The sequence below is a fragment of the Paenibacillus xerothermodurans genome (assembly GCF_002220865.2).
In the GTDB taxonomy this organism is placed as follows: Bacteria; Bacillota; Bacilli; order Paenibacillales; family NBRC-103111; genus Paenibacillus_S; species Paenibacillus_S xerothermodurans.
Genome location: NZ_NHRJ02000003.1, coordinates 156,912 through 182,653, shown reverse-complemented (window position 1 = coordinate 182,653; position 25,742 = coordinate 156,912). Strand labels below are relative to the sequence as shown.

Sequence of the window (25,742 nt, the reverse complement as noted above, 5' to 3'; positions counted from 1 at the left end):
ACAGCAATGAGAGTTAAATACAACTGTAATATTGATTAACCGGGGTGAAGTGATCATCCGTGCGCCTGTGCTAGAATCGAAAGTGGACACACAATGCATTTTGTTTCTGAAAAAGGAGCTGAATTTATGACCGACGTACGCATCGGAGTGATCGGCCTTGGCAACATGGGAACACCCCATGCCAAAAATTTAATTAACAATGAAGTGCCAGGCGCAGTATTGACCGCGGTCTGTGATGCTAGAGCCGAGCGTTTGGATTGGGCCCGGCAGGAACTCGGCGGAGATGTTGCCTTGTACGAGAACATGGAAGCGCTTATAAATTCAGGACAAGTCGATGCTGTCATTATCGCTACACCGCATTACTATCATCCCGACATGGCAATGCAGGCCTTTGCGGAAGGGCTTCACGTGCTGGTGGAAAAACCGGCCGGCGTATACACTAAGCAGGTTCGGCTGATGAATGATGCAGCAGCCAAATCTGGCAAAGTGTTTGGTATGATGTTCAATCAGCGGACAAATCCGCTTTATGTGAAGTTAAAGGACCTGATCGCGTCCGGAGAACTGGGCGAGGTCCGGCGTACCAATTGGATCATCACCAACTGGTACCGCGCCCAAAGCTATTATGATTCCGGCGGCTGGCGTGCGACATGGGCGGGCGAAGGCGGAGGCGTCCTGATCAACCAGGCTCCGCACCAGCTTGATCTATGGCAATGGACGACAGGTCTCATGCCGAAACGGGTCAGGGCATTCTGTTACTTCGGCAAGCACCGCAATATCGAAGTGGAGGATGAGGTAACCGCTTACGTGGAGTACGATAACGGGGGTACCGGCGTATTTATCACAACCACCGGGGAAGCACCGGGAACCAACCGCTTTGAAGTAGCCGGTGAACGCGGGAAGATTGTGGTCGAGGACGATAAGCTCACGTTTTGGCGGCTCCGTGTGCCGGAACCCGAGTTTAACCGCACGTACCAAGGCGGATTTGGCCAGCCGGAATGTTGGAAATGCGAAGTGCCAGTGCGCGGGACGGCCACGCAGCATGTGGGCATTATGCGGGATTGGGTGAATGCAATCAGTCAGGGCACCCCGCTTCTCGCATCCGGGGAAGAAGGCATCCACGGGCTCACTCTTTCAAACGCTATGCTGCTGTCCTCCTGGACGGATAGCTGGGTCGACCTTCCGCTTGACGAGGATCTATTTTACCAACTGCTGCAGGAAAGAATTAGTAAATCGAGCACGGCCAAAGAAGCCGATGAATACAGGAAGCTGGATCTCAGCGGCACACATTAGTTTGGGCGGAGCACGTGCCCGTTGGGACAAGGAGGCTAAAGCCAATGAAGTTATCCGTATTCACCGTTTCCACGCCCGACCTTACGCCTGAGGAGCTTGCAGCAGCAGCGAAACAAGCAGGAATCGACGGCATCGAATGGCGGTACAAAGATACGGACCCGTCCGTGCTGGGCGACCCTCCCTCTTTCTGGGGAAACAACATTTGCACGATACAGCCTGGTTTGGGCGACGGGCAGCTGGATCAATTCCAACGAGCCGCCGGTGAACAAGGGCTCAGCGTGATCAGTGTCACGCCTTACTTATCCGTTAACGATGTCGAAGGCACCGAGCAGGTGCTAAGCGCCGCCAAAAAGCTGGGAGCGGCGTTCATTCGGCTGGCAGTGGCGAGATACGATGGCAGCACACACTTCAACGATTTGTATGAGCAACAGATCAAATACCTGAAACAAGTGGCGCCTTTGTGCAAGCAGTACGGCGTGAAGGGCTTATTGGAGACACATCACAAGACGATCGCCGCCAGCGCCAGCGCTGCGTACCGGCTGTGTGAGCATTTTGATCCGGACAGCATCGGCGTCCTGTACGATCCCGGTAACATGGTGCACGAAGGGTTTGAGAATTACCGTATGGGCATGGAGCTTCTCGGTCCCTACCTCGCCCATGTCCACGTGAAGAACGCAGCCTGGCAGTCGAACGGCACTACAGAAGATGGAAGCAGTGCTTGGAGCTGCGGCTGGACCGGAATAAACCAGGGCGTCGTGCCTTGGCAGCAGGTTATCGACGATTTAAAATCTGTCGGGTACGACGGGTATCTGGGCGTGGAAGACTTCAGCAAGCAGTATGCTTCACGGGAAATGCTCCAACAGTTCGCCTCATACATGCGGAGCCTAATGTAGGTATGGAGGATAGCTGCAGCGAGGCTGACCGTTTTATTAGTGAGGCCAGACATGCGTAACAAGGCAAGCGGGCATTAGACGTCTAATGTCCGCTTACCTTTTTGCGTTCGACCAGCGAAAGAACAGCTCTAGCCTTGTCTTGTGCGAAATGCAATAATGTATAACGTGATCAATACGGTTCAATGCTTCTCATGCCGGTGCATTTCCGCCGCCATCACCATGACCATGGTAGACGCTACCTATAGCAATGCAACCAGGGCCCATTGCAAAACGATATTCCACTCGCCCCCATGGCGTATCATCTGCTTGTCCATCTTGTTTTTCAGCGCTGCCTTCCGCGGGATAATATTGATTTTGGTTATTTACAAAATGTATCTGCGTTGCTGGAGGAGGTGACATTCCAGTCTCCCGTTCGAATACGGCCGCTGGTGAATCCATAAACTCATGTAACAAGTCAGGATTACTCTTCAAGCGGTGAGCAAGTTGAAACACAATAGTGTAATCGAATCGATTCATGTGATTTTGCAGGTCATCAATTGCCTTTTTCATCCCGGAAAATGTCTCTCGCAGTTGCTTTTCTCGTCGTTCATCCAGCTGCGGAATGTCCACTTAGAAACCTCCTACGGGTTGTCACCCATTTATTTAAATTAAAGCGCGGTCTATACTAAGGTGCCCATATCTTAGAAAAATACAACGGATTGAGTGTTCCATATCTGCATATTCGCAGACAAAAAACTCCGCTGCACGCACGGAGCCTCGCTACGAAAAAAAAAATCCGCAATTTTTTGCGGATCGAATTTTATGTATGACCAATGTGGCGATTCATAGTGTCATATACTGGTCGGGACGACACGATTTGAACATGCGACCCCCTGGTCCCAAACCAGGTGCTCTACCAAGCTGAGCTACGTCCCGAAATATCAATACATGCCGGTGGAGCGTGCAATCAGACACGGCGGCGGTTCTCTCCTATTTTCAGCCGCGTGCTGTGCTGTGAACCTCCGCTATACCAGCGTAATGTTCTACGTTCCCTGAGAGATTCGAACTCCCGACCTTTTGATTCGTAGTCAAACGCTCTATCCAGCTGAGCTAAGGGAACAGGTAATTGGAGCGGAAGACGGGAATCGAACCCGCGACCCTCGCCTTGGCAAGGCGATGCTCTACCGCTGAGCCACTTCCGCATAGAATATGCGCTCGAGAGGACTCGAACCTCCACGGCTGTTACCCCACTAGAACCTGAATCTAGCGCGTCTGCCAATTCCGCCACGAACGCATACCTGGAAAAAGTGAGCCATGTAGGACTCGAACCTACGACACCCTGATTAAAAGTCAGGTGCTCTACCAACTGAGCTAATGGCTCATAATATTGTCCCATATCATTATGGTGTTGAGAGCCTTATCGAACCACCGACATGAGGATGTTCAGTCCTCTGCTCTATCCCGAGCCTGTCCGTTGTTACAATGGCGCAGCCAGCCAGATTCGAACCCACATTCTCTGCGTGACAGGCAGGCATGTTAGGCCTCTACACTACGGCTCCACGCTTGGCCGCTTCGATAATGATTTGGTTGCGGGGGCAGGATTTGAACCTGCGGCCTTCGGGTTATGAGCCCGACGAGCTACCGGGCTGCTCCACCCCGCGTCAGTTGTGAACATTATTCCCTTGAAAACTGGCTCGAACCAAATCAACTAAATGTTCGCATTAATCAATTTACAGCCAGAAATTTAATTTATCATATTTTATTGTATCAAACAAGTTGAAATTATTACCATGTTGATAGTGGATTGAGTCAACGTCAAGTAGGAAAACTCAATCCATATCCCAAGCAGGTATGCTCTCGCAGGTGATCGGGGAGTTGAGGTTTTGGCGAGAATATTTCTAAGCTGCCTTGCTTTTAGTGATTCGCCTCATGTGCTATAAGCCCGCGCAGAAATTAGATGTATCGCCTTTCACTTACAGACCTAACCCGCCGTTGATGGCAAGCTCCGTGCCGGTCACCTGACTGGCATCGTCGGACAGCAGGAAGATCGCGCCGTACGCCATGTCTTCCGGTGTCTGCATGCGTCCGCTAGGGACGTGTGTGTTAGCCAACTCCTTTAACTCCTCAAGACTTCTTCCATAGTGATCTTGATGCAGTTCTATTTCCCCCTCTGAAGCGACCCAGCCGACCGTTATCCAATTGGAACGAATATTGTACCCAGCGTAATGCGCGGCGATATGACGATTTAGTGTAAGCATGGCGCCCTTGGAACACGAGTAGGCCGCAAGGTCTTTCGCGCCTTTATACGCATTGGTGGAGCCGATTTGCACGATGGAGCCTCCACCGTTTTTCAGCATCTGCTGAATTGCATATTTCGAACAAAAGAACGCGCCTTTCATGTTGACCGTGAAGATTGAATCAAATAACTCTTCCGCCGTATCCACCATCGTACCCCGTGGAAAAATGCCGGCGTTGTTGACGAGACCATCTATTCTGCCAAATCTCGCCACCGTTCGGTCCATCAGCTCTTTGCACGCCGCCTCCCTGCTGATATCGGCTTTGATGAAGATGGCCTCCGTTCCGTAGCGTTCGCCGATTTCGCTAGTGACCCTCTGGCCGTCCTGTTCATTCCGCCCATTGATAGCAACTTTGGCTCCCTCCGCCGCGGCCATATACGCGATACCTTTGCCGATGCCTTTGGTTCCTCCGGTTATCACGACAACTTTATCCAATAGTCTTTTGCTCATTGTTTGATGCCCTCCTCATTTTTCTTTACTTTCATATACCCAGTTCAGCCATGTGACAACCGCCTCAGAGAAGCGGGGAGCAACGTCGAAAGCGCAGTCAGCAGGATGAATCCCGACATCCATTTTTACGAAACATATGCGAGCAGCCTTCCAAAAATGACATTTGACCTGGTGTAGAGTAGGCAGCCCTATGTCAACCTTTGTTTGTGCCCATCATAAGCCCATTGATAAAATATCGCTGCACGAATGGATACAGCAAAATAATCGAGCCCTTCGTCACCATCGCCGTGGCGGACTTCACGCTTTTCCGTCAGAATGGAATAAATCCTGAGATAATCGTCACCACACCTGAGATCGACGCGAGCTGCTCGGACGATAAGCCTTGACACTGGACAGCAGGCTGTATAGACATTTGTCGCTTTAATGCTGTGGTGCGGCATAGCGCAATAAGAATAAATTTGTTGTATAGTCAAATTGAGTGGAGTCAGAGGAGGAGTAATTGTGAATGTACTAGTAAAGTTCGGACGTCTGGTCAAGTTCGAACATACGATCTTTGCTTTACCCTACGCATATCTGGGGATGATTTTAGCCAGTTTTCAAGCCTATGGCACTCTGCCGTCCTGGCGTGTATTTTTTTGGGTGACTTTGGCGATGGTCGGTGCGAGAAGTTCTGCGATGGCGTTGAACCGATTGATAGACCGTGCGATTGACGCAAAGAACCCGCGAACATCAAACCGGGAAATTCCAAGAGGGATTGTGTCGGTGACGGAAGCAGTCATCTTTTCGACCGTATCTCTGGTTGTGTTAATGATTTCAGCTTGGGCGTTGAATGACTTATGCTTCAAGCTGCTGCCGATTGCCGTAGTTTTTCTTGTCGGTTATTCGTATGCCAAACGGTACACATGGACATGCCATATCGTGCTCGGCGTCACGGATGCTCTGGCCGCTCTCGGCGGCTGGATTGCAGTTACCGGAGATTTTCACCCGGCGGCGTGGATTCTAGGCGGCATTGTGGCCGTATGGATTGCAGGTTTTGATATCATTTACGCCTGTCAGGATGTAGAGTTCGATAGGGCCCATAGACTGCACTCCATCCCTGCCAGATTCGGCGTGAAAAATGCTTTACTTATCGCAAAAGCACTTCATATCTTGACTATTATTTTGTTCCTCAGCCTGCCACAAGTCATCGATCTAGGCTGGATTTATTACGTAGGGGTCGTGTTAATAGCAATTCTGCTCATAATGGAGCACCGCTTGGTCAAGCCGGACGATATGTCTAACATTCACACGGCGTTCTTTACAATTAATAGCTACATCGCATCAGTGGCGTTCATTTTCACTTTTGCCAATGTGTTGGTAAACATACTGTAAAAAGGACGTTTTCCGTAAGACCCTGCCGCTGCGGGGTCTTTTCCATGTGCTGCAGTATAAATGATTTTTTCGGCAGCGCTTGCATTGTCCTGCCCCGACAGGCATGGTATGCTGGGATCATCATACATTTTTGGTGGGAGAGCGAGCCTATGTCCCTTTTTGCGGCCTATACAGACTCCATCCAGTTCAACTATCGAAACAACAGCCCGATTGAACCCATTTTCCACTCGCACTCGAGATACGAGGTATACTATTTCCATTCAGGATCCTGCAACTATCTCATCGGTGACAAAATCTATTCCCTGTCTCCGGGGGATCTCATTTTGATGAACGGGATGACGCTGCACTGTGCCAAAACCGATCCTTGCGTGGACTACATCCGTTCCATCGTGCACTACAATCCGGCCGCACTGCAACCATTCTTGGAGCCCCAGCATGCGGTAAACATTTTGCAGCCGTTCGAAGAGCTTGGAAATTACCGGATCAGCTTCCGCGGCTCGGCGAAGGATGAGGCGGAACAGATGCTCCAAGGCATGCACAGCCAGTACATAAGACGCGATCAGATCGGCTATAACCGCTTTCTTCTTGCGTTCGTTGACTTCCTCTACTTCATCTACGAGCACTGCCAGACACCGTTGAAAGATTTGGTCGATTTACCTTCGGAAAAAGAAAAAACCGTCCAACGCATTATTTCATTCATCGAACGCAACTATACGGAAGACCTCCACCTGGAACAGCTGCAGCAGCATCTGCATCTCAGCAAATTTTATTTATCCAAAATGTTCAAAGAAATTACAGGCGTGACCATCTTCGATTTCTTGTACCAGCGTCGGATCAACCAGGCCAAAATCCAATTCATACTCGACCCTGCGCTTTCGGTCACTGAAGTGTGTTTCCAGGTCGGATTTAAACATCTTGCACATTTCAGCCGCATCTTCAAAAAACAGGTTGGCTTAACCCCCGAGCAGTATAAAAAGTCGGTGCGAACTCCAGCGCATTAGTCCGTCTGTGACGCTGTCCGGCGCCAACCGCAACTGCCCGATGGGTGTTCCCAGGAGCGCAATCGCGGTACTGCAACGTCGTGTTGGGAGCACACGCCCACCGCTGCGTGGAACGTCACGCAGGCGGAAGCAGAGGCCGTGCCTAGGCCTACTTCAGCCCCAGGATGCGATGAGTGGCATCCCAACGGCGCCTCCACATTCAGCTGCCGTGTTTCGATCCAGTTTTCTTCCACGCTGGCGTTCGCTATTTCCAGACAACGGTAGCGCGACGTCGTCGCACCTTGCTTCTGATGCCTGCTCCGCACAGCATTATTGCGATAACCTCAGATCAGCTGCACCTGCGAGAATCGTTCAGCCGCTCTCAGGCGGCGCCAAAGAGAGCTACAGCATAACTCTCACTCTCCCATCCGCTCGACATAAAACTGTCCATTTTCGCTCGTCACCCGATACAACTCATCAAAACCCTCGTTCCAATTGGGTGCCTGCAATTTTTTCATCACACTGCTGATGCCCACCACCGGCACTTTCTCCTTGCCTGTGCGAGCATTGTTTCGTTTAATAGATTGCGCATAATCCGGCTCGAAGTAATATCCGATTATCTTAAATTTTTGCTGCTTGGCCAGCTCAATGTACTTTTTTCTGTGCTCGATGGTTGCGTTCGTATTGTCCACCACAAAAGGCTGCTTCGCCTGAAAACCCGCTGCCAAATAGATGTTCTCCCGATGCCTCGTCTTGAGCATGTCCAAATTAATCCTCATATGTGTGTTAAAAAATTTCTCTTTATAGAAAGTGGATTTGCCCGAAGCTTGAATGCCTACAAAAATGACACACTCCATATTACTCACCCTTATCGAGGTATACGTAACGGTCAATATAGTCCCGGTTTTCCGAAAACACCGGTGTCTGCGGGTCGACCTCCCACTGGCTCCTCTGCGCTTCCCCTTTAAAATAAAACTGTTTGGTTACACAGATTCCGCGCCTTTGCCATATGGGTATATCTTCCCAAATAATATCCTTCTCCCTCAGCAGCTTTGCCTTCATGGCCCCGCCGCCGAGCCCCTGCAGCTCCTGATGCGGAAAATGCGCCTGAGCCACCATCGAGATGCTATTCTTCATAGCGTCCTGCTGGCGCCATATGAAGTAATTCGTAACTTCGTCCTGAGGCAGCACCCATGCCCTGCTGTCGAAAACAGCAAGCTCTTTGTCCGGGTAGATTTTTTTGATCTCGTCGTTGAACTTAGCCGCGGCCAGGGATGCTGAGACGGACACCATTTTCTGAATGTTATTATCAAACCAAGATTGCGTGCTAATTTTGTCGTAGTTGGTAATGAGAACAGAAATCTCATCGCTTTGGTGGTAAATGATCTTACAGCCCATAATGTTCTGCGCAAGGTATTTGCAGGTTTCCCATAGCGCATTCGTCAACCGTTCGTCAAAAGGCTTCCCCATACCGCGCGTGTATGTGTGGAAATGCGAGCCGTCGATTCTAAGCAGCACAGGCAGCCGCCGCGGTAAGCTGTGCCGAAACACATTCTCATACCCCTTCATGCGATTGCCGAACTCGTCTCTGTTCACGCAACCGTCCCCTTCCTGATTCGAATATTACTAGTGTAAGCCAACTGCTCCTATCTCATAATCAAGGCGTGTGTGTACCTGGAAACATTTTTGATGTGTTTAGGTTATTTTAGAAGAGTCGTGATCGTCGCCAACTTTTCACCCGATGACGTTCGCAGTCATACGATAATGTGACGTTAATGGCGGTGGGCGGGGACAAAAAAAGAGACCCGCCAACGGGGCGGGCCTGAAAGGTTTTATATTAAAAAAGGGGGTCTTGCTTATTATATTACACAAACAACATGTTAAATCCGTAACACGTATGTTTCAGTTATGTAACAAATTTGTAAGCGTTTTCCTTCCCCGGCTTGTATTGTTGAGAAAAACTCTCAAATAACTGATAAAACTTCTCAAACGAGTGATAATTGCTCTCAAAACACTGATAAACGCTTTCAATTAAAGTATTTGCCAAAATTCCGACCTTGACGTATAATCCGAAGCATAATAGCAAATTGCATACTGAGGTGAACCATTATGTATGATTACCACCATCTGCATCACGTCAAAGAGCAGACGAAATCCAAGAGGACTTTATGGATAACGCTGTTGTTGACCTTATTTTTTACAATTGTTGAGATTATCGGCGGACTACTTTCCAACTCTTTGGCTCTGTTGTCCGATTCAGCGCATATGATATCCGATGTGTTCGCTCTGGGCCTGAGCATGCTGGCCATATATTTGGCGACACGGCCGCCCAATGCGAGATTCACATTCGGCTACCTGCGGTTCGAGATCGTAGCGTCATTCCTGAACGGGCTGGCTCTCGCGATCATAGCGATAGGTATCTTTATCGAAGCTGTACGCCGTGTCTTCAATCCCGAACCAATCGGTTTCCAACTGATGATGCTAATCGCTTCGGTCGGGTTGGTGGTCAACCTGGTCCTGACATTAGTGCTGAGTCGCAGCATCAAAGAAGAAGAAAACTTGAACGTGCAAAGCGCCTTGTGGCATTTTATCGGTGACCTGTTAAGTTCGATCGGGGTTATCGTCTCAGCCGTCATTATCTATTTTACCGGCCTACTATGGTTCGACCCGTTAATCAGTATGGTGATTGGTGCGATCATCTTTGCCGGCGGATGGAAAATTATCAAAGAAGCATACATGATACTAATGGAATCCGTGCCTTCCCGCTATGACCTGGATGAGATACGTGCGGCGATCGCCGCAGTCGAAGGTGTGGAAGACGTGCATGAAATGCATCTTTGGGCTATTTCCTCCGATCATTACTCGCTCACAGCGCATGTTTTCATCGACGAGAAGATCCAGCCTTTCTGTATCATTCTTGCAATCAACGAGACACTTGAGCAAAAATATGGCATCAAGCATTCCACCATCCAGATGGAGCATGCCAACATTCACCCTCACGGGGACTACGGCAAAGAGTTCTTGCGCCACCGGGAAGAGACAAGAATTAAACCAGAAATTACGCAGTACCATTAAACATATAGTGATTGGCCGCCCGCAGTCATGACCACATTTCTTCACGGCCAACCATGCAAGTAACACCAACGCATCGACCAGTGGTCAGTCACGCAAAGTCCCCACATCGAACACAAAGCTCCCCCAGTCATCAACATGCGAGTTGATGACTGGGGGAGTTGTTGTATTCACGTGAGAAAGCCCCGCCCTCATTTAACCACCAGCTAAACTTAATAGTTTGTTATTCATATGTTACACATCTAATACAGCCAAGAGCGCGCACCAATCTGTTACCAAACAAAAATCCTCGCGCAGCCGGACAAGCCGGGACTGTACGAGGATTGTTTATCTCACATTCCCAACCATTTTTTGAATAAGTGCTTGGTGGTATCCTTGTTCATTGCTGCAATCGATGTGGTCAATGGAATGCCCTTCGGACACGAACTTACGCAGTTCTGCGAGTTACCGCAGCCTTCAATTCCGCCGTCCGTCATTAGTGCATCCAGACGCTCCTCTGCGTTCATCTCCCCGGTAGGGTGTGCATTGAACAAACGAACTTGAGAAATCGCCGCAGGTCCGATAAAGTCGGTTTTGTCGTTCACGTTAGGACAGGACTCAAGGCATACTCCGCATGTCATACATTTGGACAATTCATACGCCCACTGGCGCTTCGACTCGGCCATGCGAGGACCAGGACCAAGATCATATGTGCCGTCGATCGGAATCCACGCTTTGACTTTCTTCAGCGCGTTAAACATCCGTTCGCGGTTAATCACAAGGTCGCGCACGACCGGGAATGTGCTCATAGGAGCAATACGAACCGGCTGTTCCAGTTTATCGATCAGAGCGGAACAAGCTTGGCGGGGCTTGCCGTTGATCACCATGGAACATGCTCCGCAGACTTCCTCCAAGCAGTTGGATTCCCAGCATACCGGCGTTGTCTTATTCCCGTTCGCGTTAACCGGATTGCGCTGAACCTCCATCAGTGCGCTGATCACATTCATGTTCGGCCGGTACGGGATTTCGAACTCTTCCGTGTACGGCTTGCTTTCAGGCGACTCCTGACGAGTCACGATGAATTTGACCTTTTTGTTAGCAGCAGTTGTTTCAGCCATGATTAATGTCCTCCTTTCTTGTCTGTGGAGTAGTCGCGTTTACGAGGCTTAATCAGCGAGATGTCCACATCTTCCCACTCGATAACCGGTCCGTCCGGAGTCCACTTGGCTTTGGTGGTTTTCAAGAAATTCTCGTCATCACGTTCCGGGAATTCCGGCTTATAATGCGCGCCACGGCTTTCGTTCCGCTGCAACGCACCCAAAGTCATTGCCTGTGATAACTCCAGCATGTTCCACAGCTGTCGGGTAAACGCTACGCCTTGGTTATTCCAACGTGCCGTATCGGTCATGCTGATTTTCTGGTAACGCTGCTTGAGCTCGTTAATTTTGTCCAATGTTTCCTGCAGCTTTTTGTTGTAACGTACCACCGTCATGTTGTTAGTCATCCACTCACCCAGTTCTTTATGTAGAACGTAGGCGTTCTCGGTGCCGTCCATTTTGAGCAGACTTTCATACTTGTCCGTTTGTTTCTTCTGCTCTCGCTCGAACACAGTCGAAGAAATATCTTCGGCATGCTTACTCAAGCCTTTGATATACTCGATCGCCTTCGGCCCGGTCACCATACCGCCGTAAATTGCGGACAACAGCGAGTTCGCGCCCAGACGGTTTGCACCGTGATACTGATATTCGCACTCCCCGCAGGCAAACAGGCCGGGGATGTTGGTCATTTGGTTGAAATCAATCCACATACCGCCCATCGAATAATGCACGGCCGGGAAAATTTTCATAGGGATCTTGCGAGGATCGTCCCCCATGAACTTCTCGTAAATCTCAATGATACCGCCAAGCTTAACGTCAAGCTCCTTCGGATCCTTGTGAGACAAATCAAGATAAACCATGTTCTCGCCGTTGATGCCGAGCTTCTGGTCGACGCAGACAGCGAAAATTTCGCGCGTTGCAATGTCACGGGGAACCAGGTTGCCATACGCAGGATACTTCTCCTCAAGGAAGTACCAAGGTTTGCCGTCCTTGTAAGTCCAAATCCGTCCGCCCTCACCGCGCGCCGACTCGGACATCAAGCGCAGCTTGTCATCGCCGGGAATCGCTGTAGGGTGGATTTGGATAAACTCCCCATTTGCGTAATAAACGCCCTGCTGGTATACAGCACTTGCGGCCGTACCGGTATTGATCACGGAGTTCGTTGTCTTACCGAAGATGATACCAGGGCCGCCGGTAGCCAAAATAACAGCGTCTGCAGCCAACGTCTTGACCTCCATAGAACGCAGATCCTGCGCGGATACACCACGGCATACGCCATCGTCATCCAACACGGCGCCCATAAACTCGTAATGCTCATATTTTGTGACAAGACCGGCAGTCTCCCAACGCCGCACCTGCTCATCCAACGCATACAACAGCTGTTGACCGGTAGTGGCACCGGCGAAAGCCGTACGGTGATACTGTGTACCCCCGAACCGGCGGAAATCGAGCAAGCCCTCCGGCGTACGGTTAAACATAACGCCCATGCGGTCCATCAAGTGGATTATACCTGGGGCGGCGTCACACATCGCCTTGACCGGCGGTTGATTGGCAAGAAAGTCGCCTCCGTACACGGTGTCGTCAAAATGCTCCCATGTAGAGTCGCCTTCACCTTTTGTATTTACAGCTCCGTTGATTCCTCCTTGGGCACATACGGAGTGGGAACGTTTCACGGGTACTAAGGAAAACAGGTTAACGTGAACCCCGGCTTCTGCGGCTTTGATAGTAGCCATCAAGCCTGCCAGGCCTCCGCCAACTACGATTACTTTTGAATTAGCCATTGCTGCTCACTCCCCCTTAACCTTGCGCCATTTCCGGCACAGATTGGAAATCCGGATCGACGAATGCAGTCAACGACAGAATAAACATAACAGTCATGATTACAAATACGCCCATCCATACATAGGTCGACACACGCTGCGATTTCGGTCCAACCGTAATGCCCCAGCTGACCAGAAACGACCACATTCCGTTGCTGAAATGGAACACGGCAGCCACGATCCCGATACAGTACAGCACAAAGTTAATTGGATTTGTAGCGATTTCATGCATACGGACACCAATTTCATCCTGCGGTAAACCCAATGTGATCTGAAAACGTGTTTCAAAGAAATGCCAAGCAACGAACAAGAATGTAATAACGCCCGTCACCCGCTGCAGAAAAAACATCTGATTGCGGAAATAACCGTAATTGGAAACGTTATTACGTGCGGTATAAGCAACATACAGACCGTATACTGCGTGATACAGCAGCGGCAGCCAGATCCCAAAAATCTCGAGTGCCAATACCAATGGCAACTGATGCAGCCAGTGTACTTCTTCCAGGAACGCTTCATGCCCGCCTTGGAACGCCTTATAGTTGGTGATCAGATGCTCGACCAGAAAAAAGCCGACCGGAATGACACCGAGCAATGAGTGCAGCTTGCGAGAAAAATACGAATTACGAGCCATTGAATTCCTTTCCCCCCTTAAAAATGGGCACTACTTGAGTGCTTAGCATGATCACATGTTGACAGACAGATTTCATTGTACTCCCGCCTCAAACAAGCGTCAACAAAATTAGCTGCGCCTTTTTCCATGAATCGACATTTTTTTATGCATATTCGATTGATAAAAATGTGAACAACAAGTGACATATACATAGTACTGCTTTATCACTTATAATGGAAGTGCTGATTCTTTATAATCAGTTATGCCATTTTTGCATAAGCTGCACCAGCCCATAATCTAGCGAATTTTAGGAGAGAAGGGGAGCATTTTGCTAGAAAACATAGATATCTTCGCCGTTGTCGTGGAAATGGAAAGCTTGAATAAGGCTTCTCACAGCCTGAATATTTCACAGCCGGCGCTGTCCCGCAAAATTATGCGTTTGGAACAAGAGCTGGGCGTGGAGCTGTTTCGGCGCAAGGGAAAACGACTCGAACTGACACAAGCCGGGCAGATTTGCTATTCATATGCTTTGGAGCAGCGGCATCTCGAACGAAAGCTCCAGCGGGAGCTGGAGCAATTCAAGACTACGGAGAAACCCTCGAGCATCATTATAGGGGCCAGTCTTACGACATTGCAGTCCACTCTTCCTGATCTGATCACGATCTATGCGAAGGATTATCCGAACACCGACATTAAAGCGGTGACAGGCAAAACCCATGAGATCGTGCCCATGGTAAAGGAACGCAAAGTGGATATCGGCCTGGTCGCATCCAAAATCGAGCACCCTGGGCTGCAGTGCATCCCTTTGTTCGACGATCACCTGTGTGTAGTACTGCCAAGTGGCCATCCGTTTGTGGATAAAGCTTCGATTGAAATCAGCGATCTGCACGAACTGCCTATGATTCTTTTCTCCCGCGGCACCTGGTACCGTGTCCTGATGGACGAACTGTTTCACCGCTATGCTATCCAGCCCGACGTTAGGATGGAAATCGATTCATTCGAGGCGATCATCCGCCTGGTGTCCACCTGCCAAACAGCTACGCTGCTGCCCGAATCTTATTTGCGCCGACATTATATAGAAGAGAATGAATTGCACGTACGATTCATACCGGCACTGGAGCAAACAACAAGAACGACCTCCCTGTTATTCACAGAAGAGGCCGTTCATCATCCGTCGGCACAGCAGTTTATAGAGAAGGCGAGAAATTATTTTACCGGCAAAACCGGCCAATGACCAGCCGACTAGGGCTGCACGCTGGGTGCTGCTTCCGTGGCAAGCTCACGCGAAGCCGCTCCCCTTAACCGATGACCGCGTTCTCGAACGATTCGATCTGCTCATTGGTGCCGATCACTACCATTACGTCCTGATCGTCCAATGTGTCTTCTGCAGTAGGGGCGATAATCACGCTGTTCTTCTTATTAATAGCAACCACGCTGCAGCCGTATCTGGCACGGGGATCCAGGTCCTTCAGTGAACGTCCGCACAGCCTTTTAGGCACCTGCAGCTCGGCGATTGTGTAATCTCTGGACAGTTCGATATAGTCAAGCAGATTTGGTGATACCAGCTGGTGGGCTACGCGAATACCCATGTCCCGCTCCGGAAAAATGACCCGGTCCGCCCCAATTTTCTCAAGCACCTTACCATGCAGCTCAGAAAGGGCCTTTGCTACCACCTGCTTGACGCCGATATCCTTCAGCAGTATCACAGTTAGAACGCTAGCCTGTATGTCATCGCCGATAGCGACTACAGCGCAGTCGAAATTGCGAATTCCGAGCGATCTCAGCACTTCCTCATCCGTAGAATCTGCCGCCACCACGTGAGTCAGCATCTCGCTCATTTCGTCCACGGCCTCTTCATCCTTATCGAGACCCAGCACCTCATATCCTAATTCGATTAATTCTTTTGCCAAACTCGAACCGAATCTCCCAAGACCGATGACGACATATTGACCGCGTTTCATGTGTGCTGTTCCCCTATCCGATTGTAATTTTTCCTTCCGGGTGTCTGTATAATTCCTTTTCTACTTTTGGTCCAAGTGCGTAAGCCAATGTGAGCGGGCCCAGGCGTCCAATAAACATCATTATAATAATCATGATCTGGCCGACATCGGTCAAATTAGGAGTCAAGCCCATAGATAAACCGACCGTAGCGAAAGCCGACGTGACTTCAAACAATATCATCAGGAGAGGATAATCCTCCGTGGTAGACAACACCATCGAGACGAAGATCACCAGTCCCAATGCAAGCAATGTAATGGTGGTAGCCTTCAGGATACGGTCCTTGCCAAGCCGGTAATGGAACAGCACAATGTCTTCTTTGCCGCGCACCATAGTGATCATTGCACCGATCAGCGTGGTAAAAGTCGTGGTTTTGATACCGCCGCCTGTCGAGCCGGGAGAAGCACCGATAAACATCAGCACAATGATAAAAAATTGCGAAGCCTGTCTCATACCAGCAATGTCGAGTGAGTTCGCTCCGGCGGTTCTGGGGGATACCGACTGAAAAAATGCCGCTAATATTTTGCCTTGCCAGTCTAGCGTCCCTAAAGTTTTGGTGTTAGTAAATTCGAACATAAAGATGACCAGAGCTCCACATACGATTAAAAAGCCGGTAGCACTTAACACAACTTTGGAATGCAGCGAAAGCCGTCGCTTATTTACTTTCCAATCAAGCAAGTCCGACAGCACGATAAAGCCGATACCGCCTAAAATGATCAGCGCCATAGAAACAATATTAATGATCGGATCCGAGGCATACGAGGTAAGACTGCTGAACGGCCCGGTTATCGGACCAAACAGATCAAAGCCCGCATTATTGAAAAAGGAGACCGCATGAAACACGCCCAAATAGATCCCTTTTGCAAGCCCAAAATCAAATGACCAGCGAATGGAGAAGATAATAGCAGCCACTAGTTCAATTGTGAGCGCATATTGCAGCACCCGTTTGATGAGACGGACAATGCCCTCCATACTGCTCTGATTCATCGCCTCCTGCAAAATCAGGCGCTCTTTCAGAGAAATGCGCTTTTTTAACACGAAGGAGAACAATGTCGCCATCGTCATAAAGCCAAGTCCACCGATTTGAATGAGTAAAATGATAACCATATGCCCAAAGACGGTAAATGTGGAGCCCGTGTCAACCACGACCAGCCCTGTCACGCAAGCCGCCGATGTGGCTGTGAACAACGCGTCCAGAAAAGGAAGTGGCTGCCCTGACGCCGACGCAATCGGCAAAGACAGCAGTGTGGCGCCAAGGCTGATCATCACGGCAAAGCCAATTACCAGAATTTGTGGGGGCGTTAGATTGGTTTTTTTCAATGCAAGTTTCATAAATTAACCCCTAACTCGGCCGTCAACGCACGAAAAAAAGACACTGGAAACCCAATGCCTCATTCTAGGTTCCTGTGATAAGCCTACGGGGTTAGCTGACGGATTCGGGTTTTACAGGTACCCTATCATTCCATGCTAAGATGGCGATGAATTCACCCCTATAAACAAACAGTGGTTCCCCCGTTTTCACAAAAGAAATTCGGCCGTATTCAATTGATATGAATTATAAGCCTCTTTCAGAGGCAGCACAAAGTCGCTTTCGGTCGGAAAAGGGAGTGGAAACCTATTTTTTTAACTACTGGCACTACGAGTGAGAGTGTTTTCTCTGCTTATCTGCGGTTTCCCACCGCATGCTCTTTATTTCATTGGATTTTCGCAAGGCATGTATGCTAGGGTAAGGTAGTATATTGTGGAAAACAAATCTCGGCACCACAGTGAACAAAGGAGAGAACGCATGGCGAATCGGCGAAGCAACCCCCCTCTACTGCTGCTAGCAGTGATCGGCATTGTTCTGTATCTAGCAGTGATTATTGGCTCGGTATATCTTCAAACTCCTGGTGCAGCTGCGGATACGGGCGCAGACGACCCGGCCATCACCAAACAAGAGGCGGCTGAGGCTGCGGCACAATTTGTCCAGCAGCGGTTTGGTCTCTCTGACGACTACCGCACCAGTGTACTTCACCAATCCTACACCGTCCGTCACGCCTACCTGGAAGACGCGGAGCTGCACGATGAGTATGTGAAACACTTTGAGAATCTGCCTCTGAACTATTTTGAGGTAGAGATCAATGATGCTGCGAAAAGAGCTACATATTACATTGATGTGGATTATTCCAATCAACGCATCATCGGTTGGGAAGCGTACACCACGCCTGCACTCAGACAGCGGGCGGCCGCCACGGCTGCTACCGAGCCGCTGCAGCTCGCAGAGCAAGCAATAATTGAGCAAGGCTTTGAGCTTGAAGAATTCACCAGGGTGCGGGAGGAGCCTAACGTCACGGCGCCCGAACGTAGAGACAGACCAAGACCGGCCGTGGGCACTCGCTATTTATACGAGAGCCGGGACGAACGGATTGGAGAAGCCACGCTACACTTGACCTTGTCGGTAGCCAACGGTGCGGTCGTGTCGTTTCATCCCGTGTTCAACATCCCCGCTGCGTTCTTGTCGTGGCAGGAGCAGCAGGATGCCAAAGCTGCTCTGATGACGAATATCAGTATGGGCGTATCATTAGCGATGACCATCACCGCGCTGTACATTATCATCCGTTATCGGAAGGAGATCTCTTTCCGGCGCGGTTGGCTGCTGAGCTTGGTGTTCCTTGCCATATATGTTACGAACAATATCAACATGCTGCCCGCTTTGCGGGCCGCTCATGGTGCGGGGCCGTCGCAGCTGCAGGCCATTGTTTACTTGTGTTTCGTCACCGCTTTGGCCGTATTGATGGCAGTGAGTGTCTATTTTTCGCTGCTGGCCGGAACATTCCTATGGAGGCGGCAGGGATGGGACCCGGTGGCCGAATGGCATGACCGGGATTTCGGAAGCCAGGTGATGACAGCCACGGGGCGGGGCTATCTGCTGTGCCTGTTCATTCTCGGCGTACAGCAGGGAATGTACTTTATCGGCAGCCAGTATTTTGACGTGTGGTCGGTGAGCGATCCTTCCCAGTCCGTCCTGAACATGCTGGTGCCCGGCATATTCCCACTGCTGGCGTGGGCGGCAGCGATCTCGGAAGAAGCGATCTACCGATTGTTCGGGATCGCATTCTTCCTCGCACTGGTGCGTAACCGGTTTTTAGCTGTACTGCTGCCAAGCATCGTATGGGCCATGAGCCACACACAGTACCCGATCTACCCCGTGTACACGAGATTGGTGGAAGTGAGTATCATCGGTTTGATCTTCGGCTTCTTTTTCTTGCGATACGGCTTCCTTACCGTGCTCTTCGCGCACGCTACCATGGACAGCATTTTGATGGGCGTGACGTTGATCGATACGGGCGATGGCACTCAGGATGTGATCGGCACTTTCTATTTGGTCTTCCCTGCATTGGTCGGCTGGATCTTATCATGGTTGCATCGCGTGACAAAAAGACGAGACCCACAGCCCACCTCCTCATAGCGCACAGCAGGGCTACCTGCTTGCTGATCTTAGCTGACTGCCGGGCAAGATGCTCCGCTCAGCTCAACACACGGACGGGCAAGCCGCTGCGCTCAGCTGAGCACACTCACGGCAAGCCGCTCCGCTCAGCTCAGCGCACTGACGGGCAAGATGCTCCGCTCAGCTCAGCACACTGTGGGTTCACCTGACCTGCGCCAACTAAAAAAGACGAGATGCCAAACCGGCACTCGTCTTTTCTTTAGTATGATATCAGCGCATTTAGCGAGCTCCGCCCACTGCCGAGGTGCTCAATGCCGAGCGTCCGGCTCAATCGCAGGAACGCTGTGTTGGCGCTCGGTATGCACGGCTGCGGCGTGATCCGCAGCGGGCACATCCGGCAGCAGTCCAGTTGCGGACTGCTCCGCCGCCGGTGCTCCATGCGGCAGCTCCCCTGCAGTGCTGTCCGCCTCAGGCACCTCATCCGGTTCGCCATGCAATGCTCGCATAATTCGCGCTGCCAGCTTCTCCCCGATCCCGAGAGGACGGAAGTCCTCAATAGCGGCCTCTTTGATTTTTTTGAGTGAGCCAAAGTGCTTCAACAGCGCTTTGCGTCGTTTCTCGCCAACACCGGGTATGGAATCCAGCTGCGACACAATCATGGATTTCGCACGCGTTTCCCTATGGAATGTGATTGCGAATCGGTGCACCTCATCCTGTATGCGCTGCAGCAGATAAAATTCCTGGCTGTCTCGGGCCAAAGGCACGACTTCTGGGGGATCACCGATCATGAGCTGGGAGGTTTTGTGCTTGGCGTCCTTCACAAGTCCGCACACAGGAATGTACAATCCCAGCTCATTCTCCAGTACGTCGGTTGCTGCAGATATTTGGCCTCTGCCGCCATCGATCACGATCAGATCCGGAAGCTGCAGGCCTTCTTTGAGCACGCGCTCATACCGGCGTCTAACGACTTCCCTCATCGTTTCATAGTCGTCCGGTCCTTGCACCGTGCGGATCTTGTATTTGCGGTATTCCTTACGGTCCGGTTTGCCGTCTGTGAAGACGACCATCGCCGACACCGGATCGGAGCCTTGGATATTGGAGTTATCGAACGCTTCGATGCGGTGGATCATGCCCGTGCCAAGCCATTCACCGAGGTTCTCCACGGCTTTAACCGTGCGACTCTCATCACGCTCGATCAGCCGGAACTTTTCCTCCAGCCCCACACGGGCATTGTCGCACGCCATCGCCACCATACTTTTCTTGGCACCTCTCCTTGGGATGTGGACCTTCACCTTCAACCAGCTCTCCAAAGCTTCCTTCACGTCGGTCTTAATGCTGCCTGTGTCGGCGGCCGCTGCACTCGTGTTGTGGTCTCCGGTCGCGTCAGAATCCAATGCAGCTTGAGCATGTATGTGCGGTACATCTTGCTGCTCGTCACGCTGCCCATCGTCCATAGCTCCTGTAGCGGCAGCAGCTAGCGCGCGATTCTGCCGTTCTGAGTCATCCACCCCGCTTTGCGCCTCGACTGGCGCAGCATCATGGTCAGCTGTAGCCGCTGCGTTCGGTACGGACGCTAGGTCTGCGGAGGGCAGCTCTTCGGCATCCGCCGGCAAAAAGATCTCTTTCGGCAACGCCGGGTTTTCACTGTAGTACTGTGTAACAAAGCTGATGAAGTCCTCATAGGGGTCACCGTAAAACGGAAACATCGAAGCATGCCGCTCAATCAGCTTTCCTTGGCGCATGTATAGGATTTGTACGCACATCCAGCCCTTGTCGACGGCAAAACCAAACACATCCCGGTCAACAGCGTCCAAAGTGGTGATGTTCTGTTTTTGCATGACCGCATCTATGTGAACGATCTGATCCCGCAGCTCCTTAGCACGCTCGAAGTTCAGCTCTTCCGAAGCTTCTTCCATCTTGCGGGTCAGGTCTTGCTTGATTTCGTCGTGGCCGCCGTTGAGAAACCGAGTGATTTCCAACACCATCTGCTCGTATGTTTCCTGCTCCACGTTATACTCACATGGTGCCAAACACTGTCCCAAATGATAATATAGGCACACTCGCTCCGGCATCGTCTTACATTTGCGAAGCGGGTAAAGGCGGTCAAGCAGTTTCTTGGTCTGTTGGGCTGCGAAAGCGTTCGGGTAGGGTCCGAAATATTTTGCTTTATCCTTGACTACCCGCCGCGTCACCTCCAGCCGAGGATGTTTTTCATTGGTGATTTTGATGTATGGGAACGATTTGTCGTCCTTTAAAAGCACATTATAGCGCGGATTATATTTTTTAATCAGATTACATTCAAGTATCAGCGCTTCCACATTGCTGGTTGTAACTATATATTCAAAGTCGGCAATTTCGTTAACTAGCGCTTGCGTTTTTGCGCTGTGGCTCCCGGTGAAATAGGAGCGCACGCGATTGCGCAGCACTTTTGCCTTACCGACGTAAATGACAATGTCGTCTTTATTCTTCATCAGGTAGCAGCCCGGTTGCTCTGGCAGCAGCGCCAGCTTGTTGCGTATCGCTTCAGCCCGCTGCTTGCGTACCTGCTCCTCGTCGTGCGATGCCATTGCTGCTCCTCTCCTTTCAACACGGCAAAAAAGCTCCTTTTCCAGCATAGCAGAAAAAGAGCTTTTTCTCATCTGTGAGTTTTCGGAAGCACACCTATTCGTTATAGATTCACTTCACGCAGCTGCTCACAGACGCAAAATCGCGAATAATTTATTGATGTTTGCTGACGACGTTCTTCAACGCATCCTTGGACTGGAAGCCTACCACTTTATCCACCGGTTGACCGTCTTTGAATACGATCAGCGTAGGGATGCTCATCACGCCAAAACGGGATGCCGATTCCGGATTATCATCCACGTTCACCTTTGCAATTTTCAAATTATCCCCGAGCTCCTTGTCCAACTCTTCCAAGACAGGAGCAATCATTTTGCAAGGTCCACACCATGGGGCCCAGAAGTCAACCAAAACCGTACCTGATCCTTCCACTTCATTCTGAAAAGATTGGTCCGTGACATTTACGATAGCCATTATAACGTTCTCCTTTCGCACGGTAAAATGTAGTCAACATGTAAAGTATACCACATCGCACCCTATTTTCAACCGCGCCGGCGTTTAGCCAAATGTTACCTGCCGTGACTGTGAGTGACGTTGCTGCCATCTACTGCAGTGGCACATGTCAAACCGTCGCATAATTGTCACTTTCGCTGCCTTTACAATAGTTTGAAAAGTTGGGTATACTAGCAGTAACCGGTAAATACATACTCTTGCAATACATTCCGTGTTACTTATTTATGAAAGCGTGAATAAACGAAGCCTTGTAAGGAGGATCTATCATGAACGACGTGAAACATCCTGAGCTGCATATTAACGAAGAACCCAGCAATGATTTTCTGGATACGGCCATTGGCTTTGGCGCATTTTTCGGCTTTCTGCTGCTAATCGCAGTGGTGGCCACGGTGATCTCCCTGGCGATTCGTTAATTCATGAACCAAATGTGCAAAGGCTCGTTCCGTGACTTACACGGGGCGGGCTTTTTTATCGCGCTCAATGCCACGTGACCCGGACTACGCTTGTCTAGCACATAAATCGGACCACAGCAGACTCGTTTTTTTAAACACCACGTTTGTTATAGCCGTTGACGAGCAACACATCTACGAAAGGACGTATCCGATCCATGATGCGCCGCCCCTTAAATTCTTCATCCCCATCCTTGCTGGTGAAGCTAAAATGCTGCTGGAGCGCGGTCAAATCGTGATTGGACGTGAAGAACGTCGGCTTGCGATTCATGCGATAGTTCAGTATCGCGCCCATCACATGATCACGCAGCCATGGATTGAGGTTTTCCGCGCCGATATCATCGAACACGAGCAAGTCGGTTTCTTTTAGCACGTCGATGGTTTCTTTCAGCTTCCGGGGGTCTTGGAACATGGCTTTCAAATCCTCGGCAAAATCAGGCATATACACAATCGCACCCGTATATCCGCTTTTGGCTAATTCATGCAGCATGTAACACATCAAAAACGTTTTTCCCGTACCGAAGCTACCGGCCAAATACAGTCCATTCTTTTGCAGCCCTTCTTGCCTGGTTGTCAGAATATAGCTGATTAGCCGGTCCACCGCTTCCTCCCGATGCGGGTCTTTATCAAAAATCTCCGTGGAGGAGTAACCTTGCGACAGAGCACGTTCATCGACATAAAAGCTGCGGATCCGGCTGCGAATGGCCTCTTGCGTCTGCTGAGCGAGCTGCTTTTTGCATGTGACTTTGTAGTCATACATGTCGGTCTTGCCATTGTCGTTTTCCACCGCGATCATCGTGTAATGCCCGGTAAAATCATTCGGACAGCGGTCGAGCCCGGGGCATTCGGAGCAGTTCCGATGTTCGGTTACATATTGATACAATTTGTTAATGTTGATTTTTACTGTGTAATCATCCAATGTCGGATACTTTGCACGCAGCTTCTGCACTAGCGGATCCGCTAATATTTCTCTGGCCCTATGCTCGGCCTGCTGCCGGTACTTTTGGTTGGGCAGTGATTTTAAAATGTCGGCGAGGGATTCCAAGGGTCGCACCTCCTTAAGTAGATCGATGAACCGAGCGGCGGCGGACAACTACAGTCGATTGCGAGACCAGCTGCGGTCTCTTGCAAATTTCTCCGATCGCTGTTGTGTTGTCTCATTATATAAGACCAAGTCAGTGGTGGCAACAAACGGACAAAAAGGCGAACACTTCGTTTCTCCTATGAGGTAGCGTCGTGGTGACGTGTGCCGCCAGCTACATCTTACCGTCGAGCAGCTGCGCACGGCGGCGCATTGCTTCGCGTTCTTCTGCGGTGCGTGACATCGGTGAGCTTGCCTTGTCTTCCACGATCGGAAGCATCGGCTTTTGTTTAATCCCGCGCCCGCCAGCTCCTGAGCGACTACCGGTTCCTCGCGCGGTGCTCCTGCCTTCTTTGTATTTGGCTTGCTCGCGTATATATTGCACCGCCTGTTCGTATGTGCTGACCTGCTTAGCCAGCATGTCCGTCACGCTGAATTCAATAGAGCCCTTCGACCATGAACGTTTGTTTACGTATATATAATGAATAAGTACGTTGATCACAGCCTCGTCCAACCCATAATTCAGGTCTACCTTCGCCAGTGTATCCAGGAGCCCGTCGGGAACAGTACCTCTTGAGAAAATTTTTTCAAGCAGATACGTGTAAGGCTCATTCCGCAAAATATAATTATATTGATGCTGGTTGCATTCACCTTGGAAAATATCCGGCACCTCGAGATAGTACTCCATCTCTACCGTTTGTTCCTCAGACCCGGACCCGGCGCCGCCGGTACGAGCCGATGGGCCGGTCCGGTCCTGTTCCAGCTTGGCCAGATACCGGGTGCGCTCTTCACTGCGCTTCTTGTCCTGACGAAACACCATGTTGGCCTTGTGCTGCATCAGTTCGAGCATGAGGACCCCCTGTGCATCGAATACCCCTTCCTCATCCAGCAGTCTGCATATGTCGGTCAGGTAAAGGCCGTATTTTTTAGCGACGAAGTTGATTTGAGTCATCTGCTCTGATTCATATTTCAGCCGCTCGACAAACACTCTATTCACCGATTCTCGTGGAAAATGCCTGATGATATCGGCATACTCATAGCCTTTGTTCGCCGCTTCAGGCTTGGAACCGGACGGTTTTGCCGCCGCGGCTTCGAAGAACGCCTGCTCCAGCTCGACGTCCATCACCTGAGAATTTAGATGAAACAGCTCATAGAACGGTACTGAAAGATTCTCTGTATTGGTGTCATTCATCTCCTCCAGCTGCGGCAGCACCATCTCGTCACGCAGCGCAAACACCATATATTTTCCCACCTTGTCATGCAAAAGCAGGGTTAAATGCTGATTTTTGAAAAATTCATTAGGCGACAACGGCGGAGAAAGTATGTATTCATACACATAGTCGTCGGAAGCGGCAGCAAATTTGCGGTTTGTGCTGAGCAGGCCTACGGCCTCCAACTTTGACGTTTGCTCAATAAAATACTTGCGTCCCCTCTCCCCCGATTCCAGCTCCAATCCAAGAAACAGCTTGCGCTGTTGTTCGATCGGCGAATGGCCGACTTTGTCAGAAGGAAGCTGCAGAAACAGCGTATGGTACAGGCTTATCGCAAAAGCACCGACCATCGGCTGATACAGGGTAGACAACATCTTCATATCCAAGCTGCTCAATGAGAAATCCCGCACCACGTAAAAACGGTGATACTCAGAGAAATGCAGCATATTTGTTATCCGCATAAGCTTCAAATCCTATCTATGTTCTAACGTGCTAAACTCCATATTACCACACAAATCGACACGCTGGGGCATGAAAACATATGAAAAAATCATGACCGCCTTATACATTAGCAGTCATGATCTTCTGGGCTGCACTAGCCCGCCTGCACCGAGCTAGGCGAGCATGCAGTCCACACTGTCTTGCGCGCAGACGGCCGTGACG

The 25,742-nt window shown here is 50.4% G+C and carries 21 protein-coding genes, 6 tRNA genes and 1 riboswitch; of the genes, 8 read left to right on the top strand and 19 right to left on the bottom strand.

The genetic code is table 11. From position 1 onward, the window contains the following. Positions 1-126: 126 nt before the first annotated feature. Together CBW46_RS08255 and CBW46_RS08250 are read left to right on the top strand one after the other, a co-directional pair. Positions 127-1,290, top strand: a complete 1,164-nt coding sequence (locus CBW46_RS08255) for a Gfo/Idh/MocA family protein (RefSeq protein ID WP_089199723.1) — start codon at positions 127-129, stop codon at positions 1,288-1,290. Between the two features lie 44 nt (positions 1,291-1,334). Beyond that, entirely contained in the window at positions 1,335-2,183 is an 849-nt protein-coding gene (locus CBW46_RS08250) for a sugar phosphate isomerase/epimerase family protein (protein WP_089199537.1), read from the top strand. 189 nt (positions 2,184-2,372) lie between these two features. On the opposite strand, the gene CBW46_RS08245 is transcribed toward CBW46_RS08250, so the two are convergent. From CBW46_RS08245 to CBW46_RS08210, 8 genes are all read right to left on the bottom strand, one after another. Beyond that, complete coding sequence (locus CBW46_RS08245; RefSeq protein WP_089199536.1) at positions 2,373-2,792, bottom strand: tellurite resistance TerB family protein; 420 nt, start codon at positions 2,790-2,792, stop codon at positions 2,373-2,375. 229 nt (positions 2,793-3,021) lie between these two features. Beyond that, positions 3,022-3,098: transfer RNA gene (locus tag CBW46_RS08240), tRNA-Pro, on the bottom strand. Between the two features lie 110 nt (positions 3,099-3,208). Continuing rightward, positions 3,209-3,282 (bottom strand) — tRNA-Arg (locus CBW46_RS08235). Positions 3,283-3,289: 7 nt separating this feature from the next. Then, positions 3,290-3,364 (bottom strand) — tRNA-Gly (locus CBW46_RS08230). An 8-nt stretch (positions 3,365-3,372) separates the two neighbouring features. Further along, a tRNA-Leu gene (locus CBW46_RS08225) sits at positions 3,373-3,456 on the bottom strand. Between the two features lie 14 nt (positions 3,457-3,470). After that, positions 3,471-3,543: transfer RNA gene (locus CBW46_RS08220), tRNA-Lys, on the bottom strand. Between the two features lie 203 nt (positions 3,544-3,746). Then, a tRNA-Met gene (locus CBW46_RS08215) sits at positions 3,747-3,823 on the bottom strand. 312 nt (positions 3,824-4,135) lie between these two features. Continuing rightward, positions 4,136-4,909, bottom strand: coding sequence for an SDR family NAD(P)-dependent oxidoreductase (locus CBW46_RS08210; protein WP_089199535.1), 774 nt, complete (start codon positions 4,907-4,909; stop codon positions 4,136-4,138). Between the two features lie 501 nt (positions 4,910-5,410). Here CBW46_RS08210 and CBW46_RS08205 point away from each other — a divergent pair. Both CBW46_RS08205 and CBW46_RS08200 read left to right on the top strand, forming a co-directional pair. Continuing rightward, positions 5,411-6,280 carry a UbiA-like polyprenyltransferase gene (locus CBW46_RS08205; RefSeq protein WP_089199534.1) on the top strand — a complete coding sequence of 290 codons (870 nt, stop codon included), beginning with the start codon at positions 5,411-5,413 and terminating at the stop codon, positions 6,278-6,280. A 149-nt stretch (positions 6,281-6,429) separates the two neighbouring features. Next, the gene (locus tag CBW46_RS08200; protein ID WP_089199533.1) at positions 6,430-7,281 is read left to right on the top strand and encodes an AraC family transcriptional regulator; all 852 of its coding nucleotides are present in this window, start codon (positions 6,430-6,432) and stop codon (positions 7,279-7,281) included. 395 nt (positions 7,282-7,676) lie between these two features. Here the strand turns inward: CBW46_RS08200 and CBW46_RS08195 are convergent, their stop codons facing one another. Together CBW46_RS08195 and CBW46_RS08190 are read right to left on the bottom strand one after the other, a co-directional pair. Then, on the bottom strand, positions 7,677-8,117 hold the full coding sequence (locus CBW46_RS08195) for an ATP-binding protein (protein WP_089199532.1): 441 nt from the start codon (positions 8,115-8,117) through the stop codon (positions 7,677-7,679). Between the two features lies 1 nt (position 8,118). Continuing rightward, positions 8,119-8,856 carry a tRNA(His) guanylyltransferase Thg1 family protein gene (locus CBW46_RS08190; protein ID WP_089199531.1) on the bottom strand — a complete coding sequence of 246 codons (738 nt, stop codon included), beginning with the start codon at positions 8,854-8,856 and terminating at the stop codon, positions 8,119-8,121. Between the two features lie 513 nt (positions 8,857-9,369). Between CBW46_RS08190 and CBW46_RS08185 the strand changes: the two genes are divergently transcribed. Beyond that, positions 9,370-10,335, top strand: a complete 966-nt coding sequence (locus CBW46_RS08185; protein ID WP_089199530.1) for a cation diffusion facilitator family transporter — start codon at positions 9,370-9,372, stop codon at positions 10,333-10,335. A gap of 329 nt (positions 10,336-10,664) precedes the next feature. On the opposite strand, the gene sdhB is transcribed toward CBW46_RS08185, so the two are convergent. From sdhB to CBW46_RS08170, 3 genes are read right to left on the bottom strand one after another with little or no spacing between them, the layout of a single operon-like run. Beyond that, positions 10,665-11,429, bottom strand: a complete 765-nt coding sequence (gene sdhB / locus CBW46_RS08180) for a succinate dehydrogenase iron-sulfur subunit (RefSeq protein WP_089199529.1) — start codon at positions 11,427-11,429, stop codon at positions 10,665-10,667. Positions 11,430-11,431: 2 nt separating this feature from the next. After that, entirely contained in the window at positions 11,432-13,189 is a 1,758-nt protein-coding gene (sdhA, locus tag CBW46_RS08175) for a succinate dehydrogenase flavoprotein subunit (RefSeq protein WP_089199528.1), read from the bottom strand. Positions 13,190-13,205: 16 nt separating this feature from the next. Continuing rightward, the gene (locus CBW46_RS08170; RefSeq protein WP_089199527.1) at positions 13,206-13,859 is read right to left on the bottom strand and encodes a succinate dehydrogenase cytochrome b558 subunit; all 654 of its coding nucleotides are present in this window, start codon (positions 13,857-13,859) and stop codon (positions 13,206-13,208) included. A 307-nt stretch (positions 13,860-14,166) separates the two neighbouring features. On the opposite strand from CBW46_RS08170, the gene CBW46_RS08165 reads away from it, so the two are divergent. Then, entirely contained in the window at positions 14,167-15,072 is a 906-nt protein-coding gene (locus CBW46_RS08165; protein WP_089199526.1) for a LysR family transcriptional regulator, read from the top strand. A 64-nt stretch (positions 15,073-15,136) separates the two neighbouring features. On the opposite strand, the gene CBW46_RS08160 is transcribed toward CBW46_RS08165, so the two are convergent. Together CBW46_RS08160 and CBW46_RS08155 are read right to left on the bottom strand one after the other, a co-directional pair. Further along, positions 15,137-15,799, bottom strand: a complete 663-nt coding sequence (locus CBW46_RS08160; protein WP_089199525.1) for a potassium channel family protein — start codon at positions 15,797-15,799, stop codon at positions 15,137-15,139. Between the two features lie 13 nt (positions 15,800-15,812). Next, the gene (locus tag CBW46_RS08155) at positions 15,813-17,168 is read right to left on the bottom strand and encodes a TrkH family potassium uptake protein (RefSeq protein ID WP_089199524.1); all 1,356 of its coding nucleotides are present in this window, start codon (positions 17,166-17,168) and stop codon (positions 15,813-15,815) included. Positions 17,169-17,233: 65 nt separating this feature from the next. Beyond that, positions 17,234-17,383: riboswitch (cyclic di-AMP (ydaO/yuaA leader) on the bottom strand. 239 nt (positions 17,384-17,622) lie between these two features. On the opposite strand from CBW46_RS08155, the gene CBW46_RS08150 reads away from it, so the two are divergent. Then, the gene (locus CBW46_RS08150) at positions 17,623-19,284 is read left to right on the top strand and encodes a CPBP family intramembrane glutamic endopeptidase (RefSeq protein ID WP_089199523.1); all 1,662 of its coding nucleotides are present in this window, start codon (positions 17,623-17,625) and stop codon (positions 19,282-19,284) included. Positions 19,285-19,571: 287 nt separating this feature from the next. Here the strand turns inward: CBW46_RS08150 and uvrC are convergent, their stop codons facing one another. Then, positions 19,572-21,830 carry an excinuclease ABC subunit UvrC gene (gene uvrC / locus CBW46_RS08145; RefSeq protein WP_089199522.1) on the bottom strand — a complete coding sequence of 753 codons (2,259 nt, stop codon included), beginning with the start codon at positions 21,828-21,830 and terminating at the stop codon, positions 19,572-19,574. Between the two features lie 151 nt (positions 21,831-21,981). After that, the gene (gene trxA, locus CBW46_RS08140; RefSeq protein WP_089199521.1) at positions 21,982-22,299 is read right to left on the bottom strand and encodes a thioredoxin; all 318 of its coding nucleotides are present in this window, start codon (positions 22,297-22,299) and stop codon (positions 21,982-21,984) included. A 305-nt stretch (positions 22,300-22,604) separates the two neighbouring features. Between trxA and CBW46_RS08135 the strand changes: the two genes are divergently transcribed. Continuing rightward, positions 22,605-22,751 carry a YqzM family protein gene (locus CBW46_RS08135; protein ID WP_165842232.1) on the top strand — a complete coding sequence of 49 codons (147 nt, stop codon included), beginning with the start codon at positions 22,605-22,607 and terminating at the stop codon, positions 22,749-22,751. A gap of 130 nt (positions 22,752-22,881) precedes the next feature. Here CBW46_RS08135 and dnaI read toward each other — a convergent pair whose 3' ends face one another. Next, positions 22,882-23,832: a primosomal protein DnaI gene (dnaI, locus tag CBW46_RS08130; RefSeq protein WP_089199519.1), complete on the bottom strand. Its 951-nt coding sequence runs from the start codon at positions 23,830-23,832 to the stop codon at positions 22,882-22,884. A gap of 211 nt (positions 23,833-24,043) precedes the next feature. Then, positions 24,044-25,540: a replication initiation and membrane attachment family protein gene (locus tag CBW46_RS08125; protein ID WP_089199518.1), complete on the bottom strand. Its 1,497-nt coding sequence runs from the start codon at positions 25,538-25,540 to the stop codon at positions 24,044-24,046. Between the last annotated feature and the right edge of the window lie 202 nt (positions 25,541-25,742).

What these genes read in the sequence shown, in the direction of transcription:
- CBW46_RS08255 (WP_089199723.1), top strand. Translation starts at nt 127, where the DNA reads ATGACCGACGTACGCATCGGAGTGATCGGCCTTGGCAACATGGGAACA.
- CBW46_RS08250 (WP_089199537.1), top strand. Translation starts at nt 1,335, where the DNA reads ATGAAGTTATCCGTATTCACCGTTTCCACGCCCGACCTTACGCCTGAG.
- CBW46_RS08210 (WP_089199535.1), bottom strand. Translation starts at nt 4,909, where the DNA reads ATGAGCAAAAGACTATTGGATAAAGTTGTCGTGATAACCGGAGGAACC.
- CBW46_RS08200 (WP_089199533.1), top strand. Translation starts at nt 6,430, where the DNA reads ATGTCCCTTTTTGCGGCCTATACAGACTCCATCCAGTTCAACTATCGA.
- CBW46_RS08195 (WP_089199532.1), bottom strand. Translation starts at nt 8,117, where the DNA reads ATGGAGTGTGTCATTTTTGTAGGCATTCAAGCTTCGGGCAAATCCACT.
- CBW46_RS08185 (WP_089199530.1), top strand. Translation starts at nt 9,370, where the DNA reads ATGTATGATTACCACCATCTGCATCACGTCAAAGAGCAGACGAAATCC.
- sdhB (WP_089199529.1), bottom strand. Translation starts at nt 11,429, where the DNA reads ATGGCTGAAACAACTGCTGCTAACAAAAAGGTCAAATTCATCGTGACT.
- sdhA (WP_089199528.1), bottom strand. Translation starts at nt 13,189, where the DNA reads ATGGCTAATTCAAAAGTAATCGTAGTTGGCGGAGGCCTGGCAGGCTTG.
- CBW46_RS08170 (WP_089199527.1), bottom strand. Translation starts at nt 13,859, where the DNA reads ATGGCTCGTAATTCGTATTTTTCTCGCAAGCTGCACTCATTGCTCGGT.
- CBW46_RS08160 (WP_089199525.1), bottom strand. Translation starts at nt 15,799, where the DNA reads ATGAAACGCGGTCAATATGTCGTCATCGGTCTTGGGAGATTCGGTTCG.
- CBW46_RS08155 (WP_089199524.1), bottom strand. Translation starts at nt 17,168, where the DNA reads ATGAAACTTGCATTGAAAAAAACCAATCTAACGCCCCCACAAATTCTG.
- CBW46_RS08150 (WP_089199523.1), top strand. Translation starts at nt 17,623, where the DNA reads ATGGCGAATCGGCGAAGCAACCCCCCTCTACTGCTGCTAGCAGTGATC.
- uvrC (WP_089199522.1), bottom strand. Translation starts at nt 21,830, where the DNA reads ATGGCATCGCACGACGAGGAGCAGGTACGCAAGCAGCGGGCTGAAGCG.
- trxA (WP_089199521.1), bottom strand. Translation starts at nt 22,299, where the DNA reads ATGGCTATCGTAAATGTCACGGACCAATCTTTTCAGAATGAAGTGGAA.
- CBW46_RS08135 (WP_165842232.1), top strand. Translation starts at nt 22,605, where the DNA reads ATGAACGACGTGAAACATCCTGAGCTGCATATTAACGAAGAACCCAGC.
- CBW46_RS08125 (WP_089199518.1), bottom strand. Translation starts at nt 25,540, where the DNA reads ATGCGGATAACAAATATGCTGCATTTCTCTGAGTATCACCGTTTTTAC.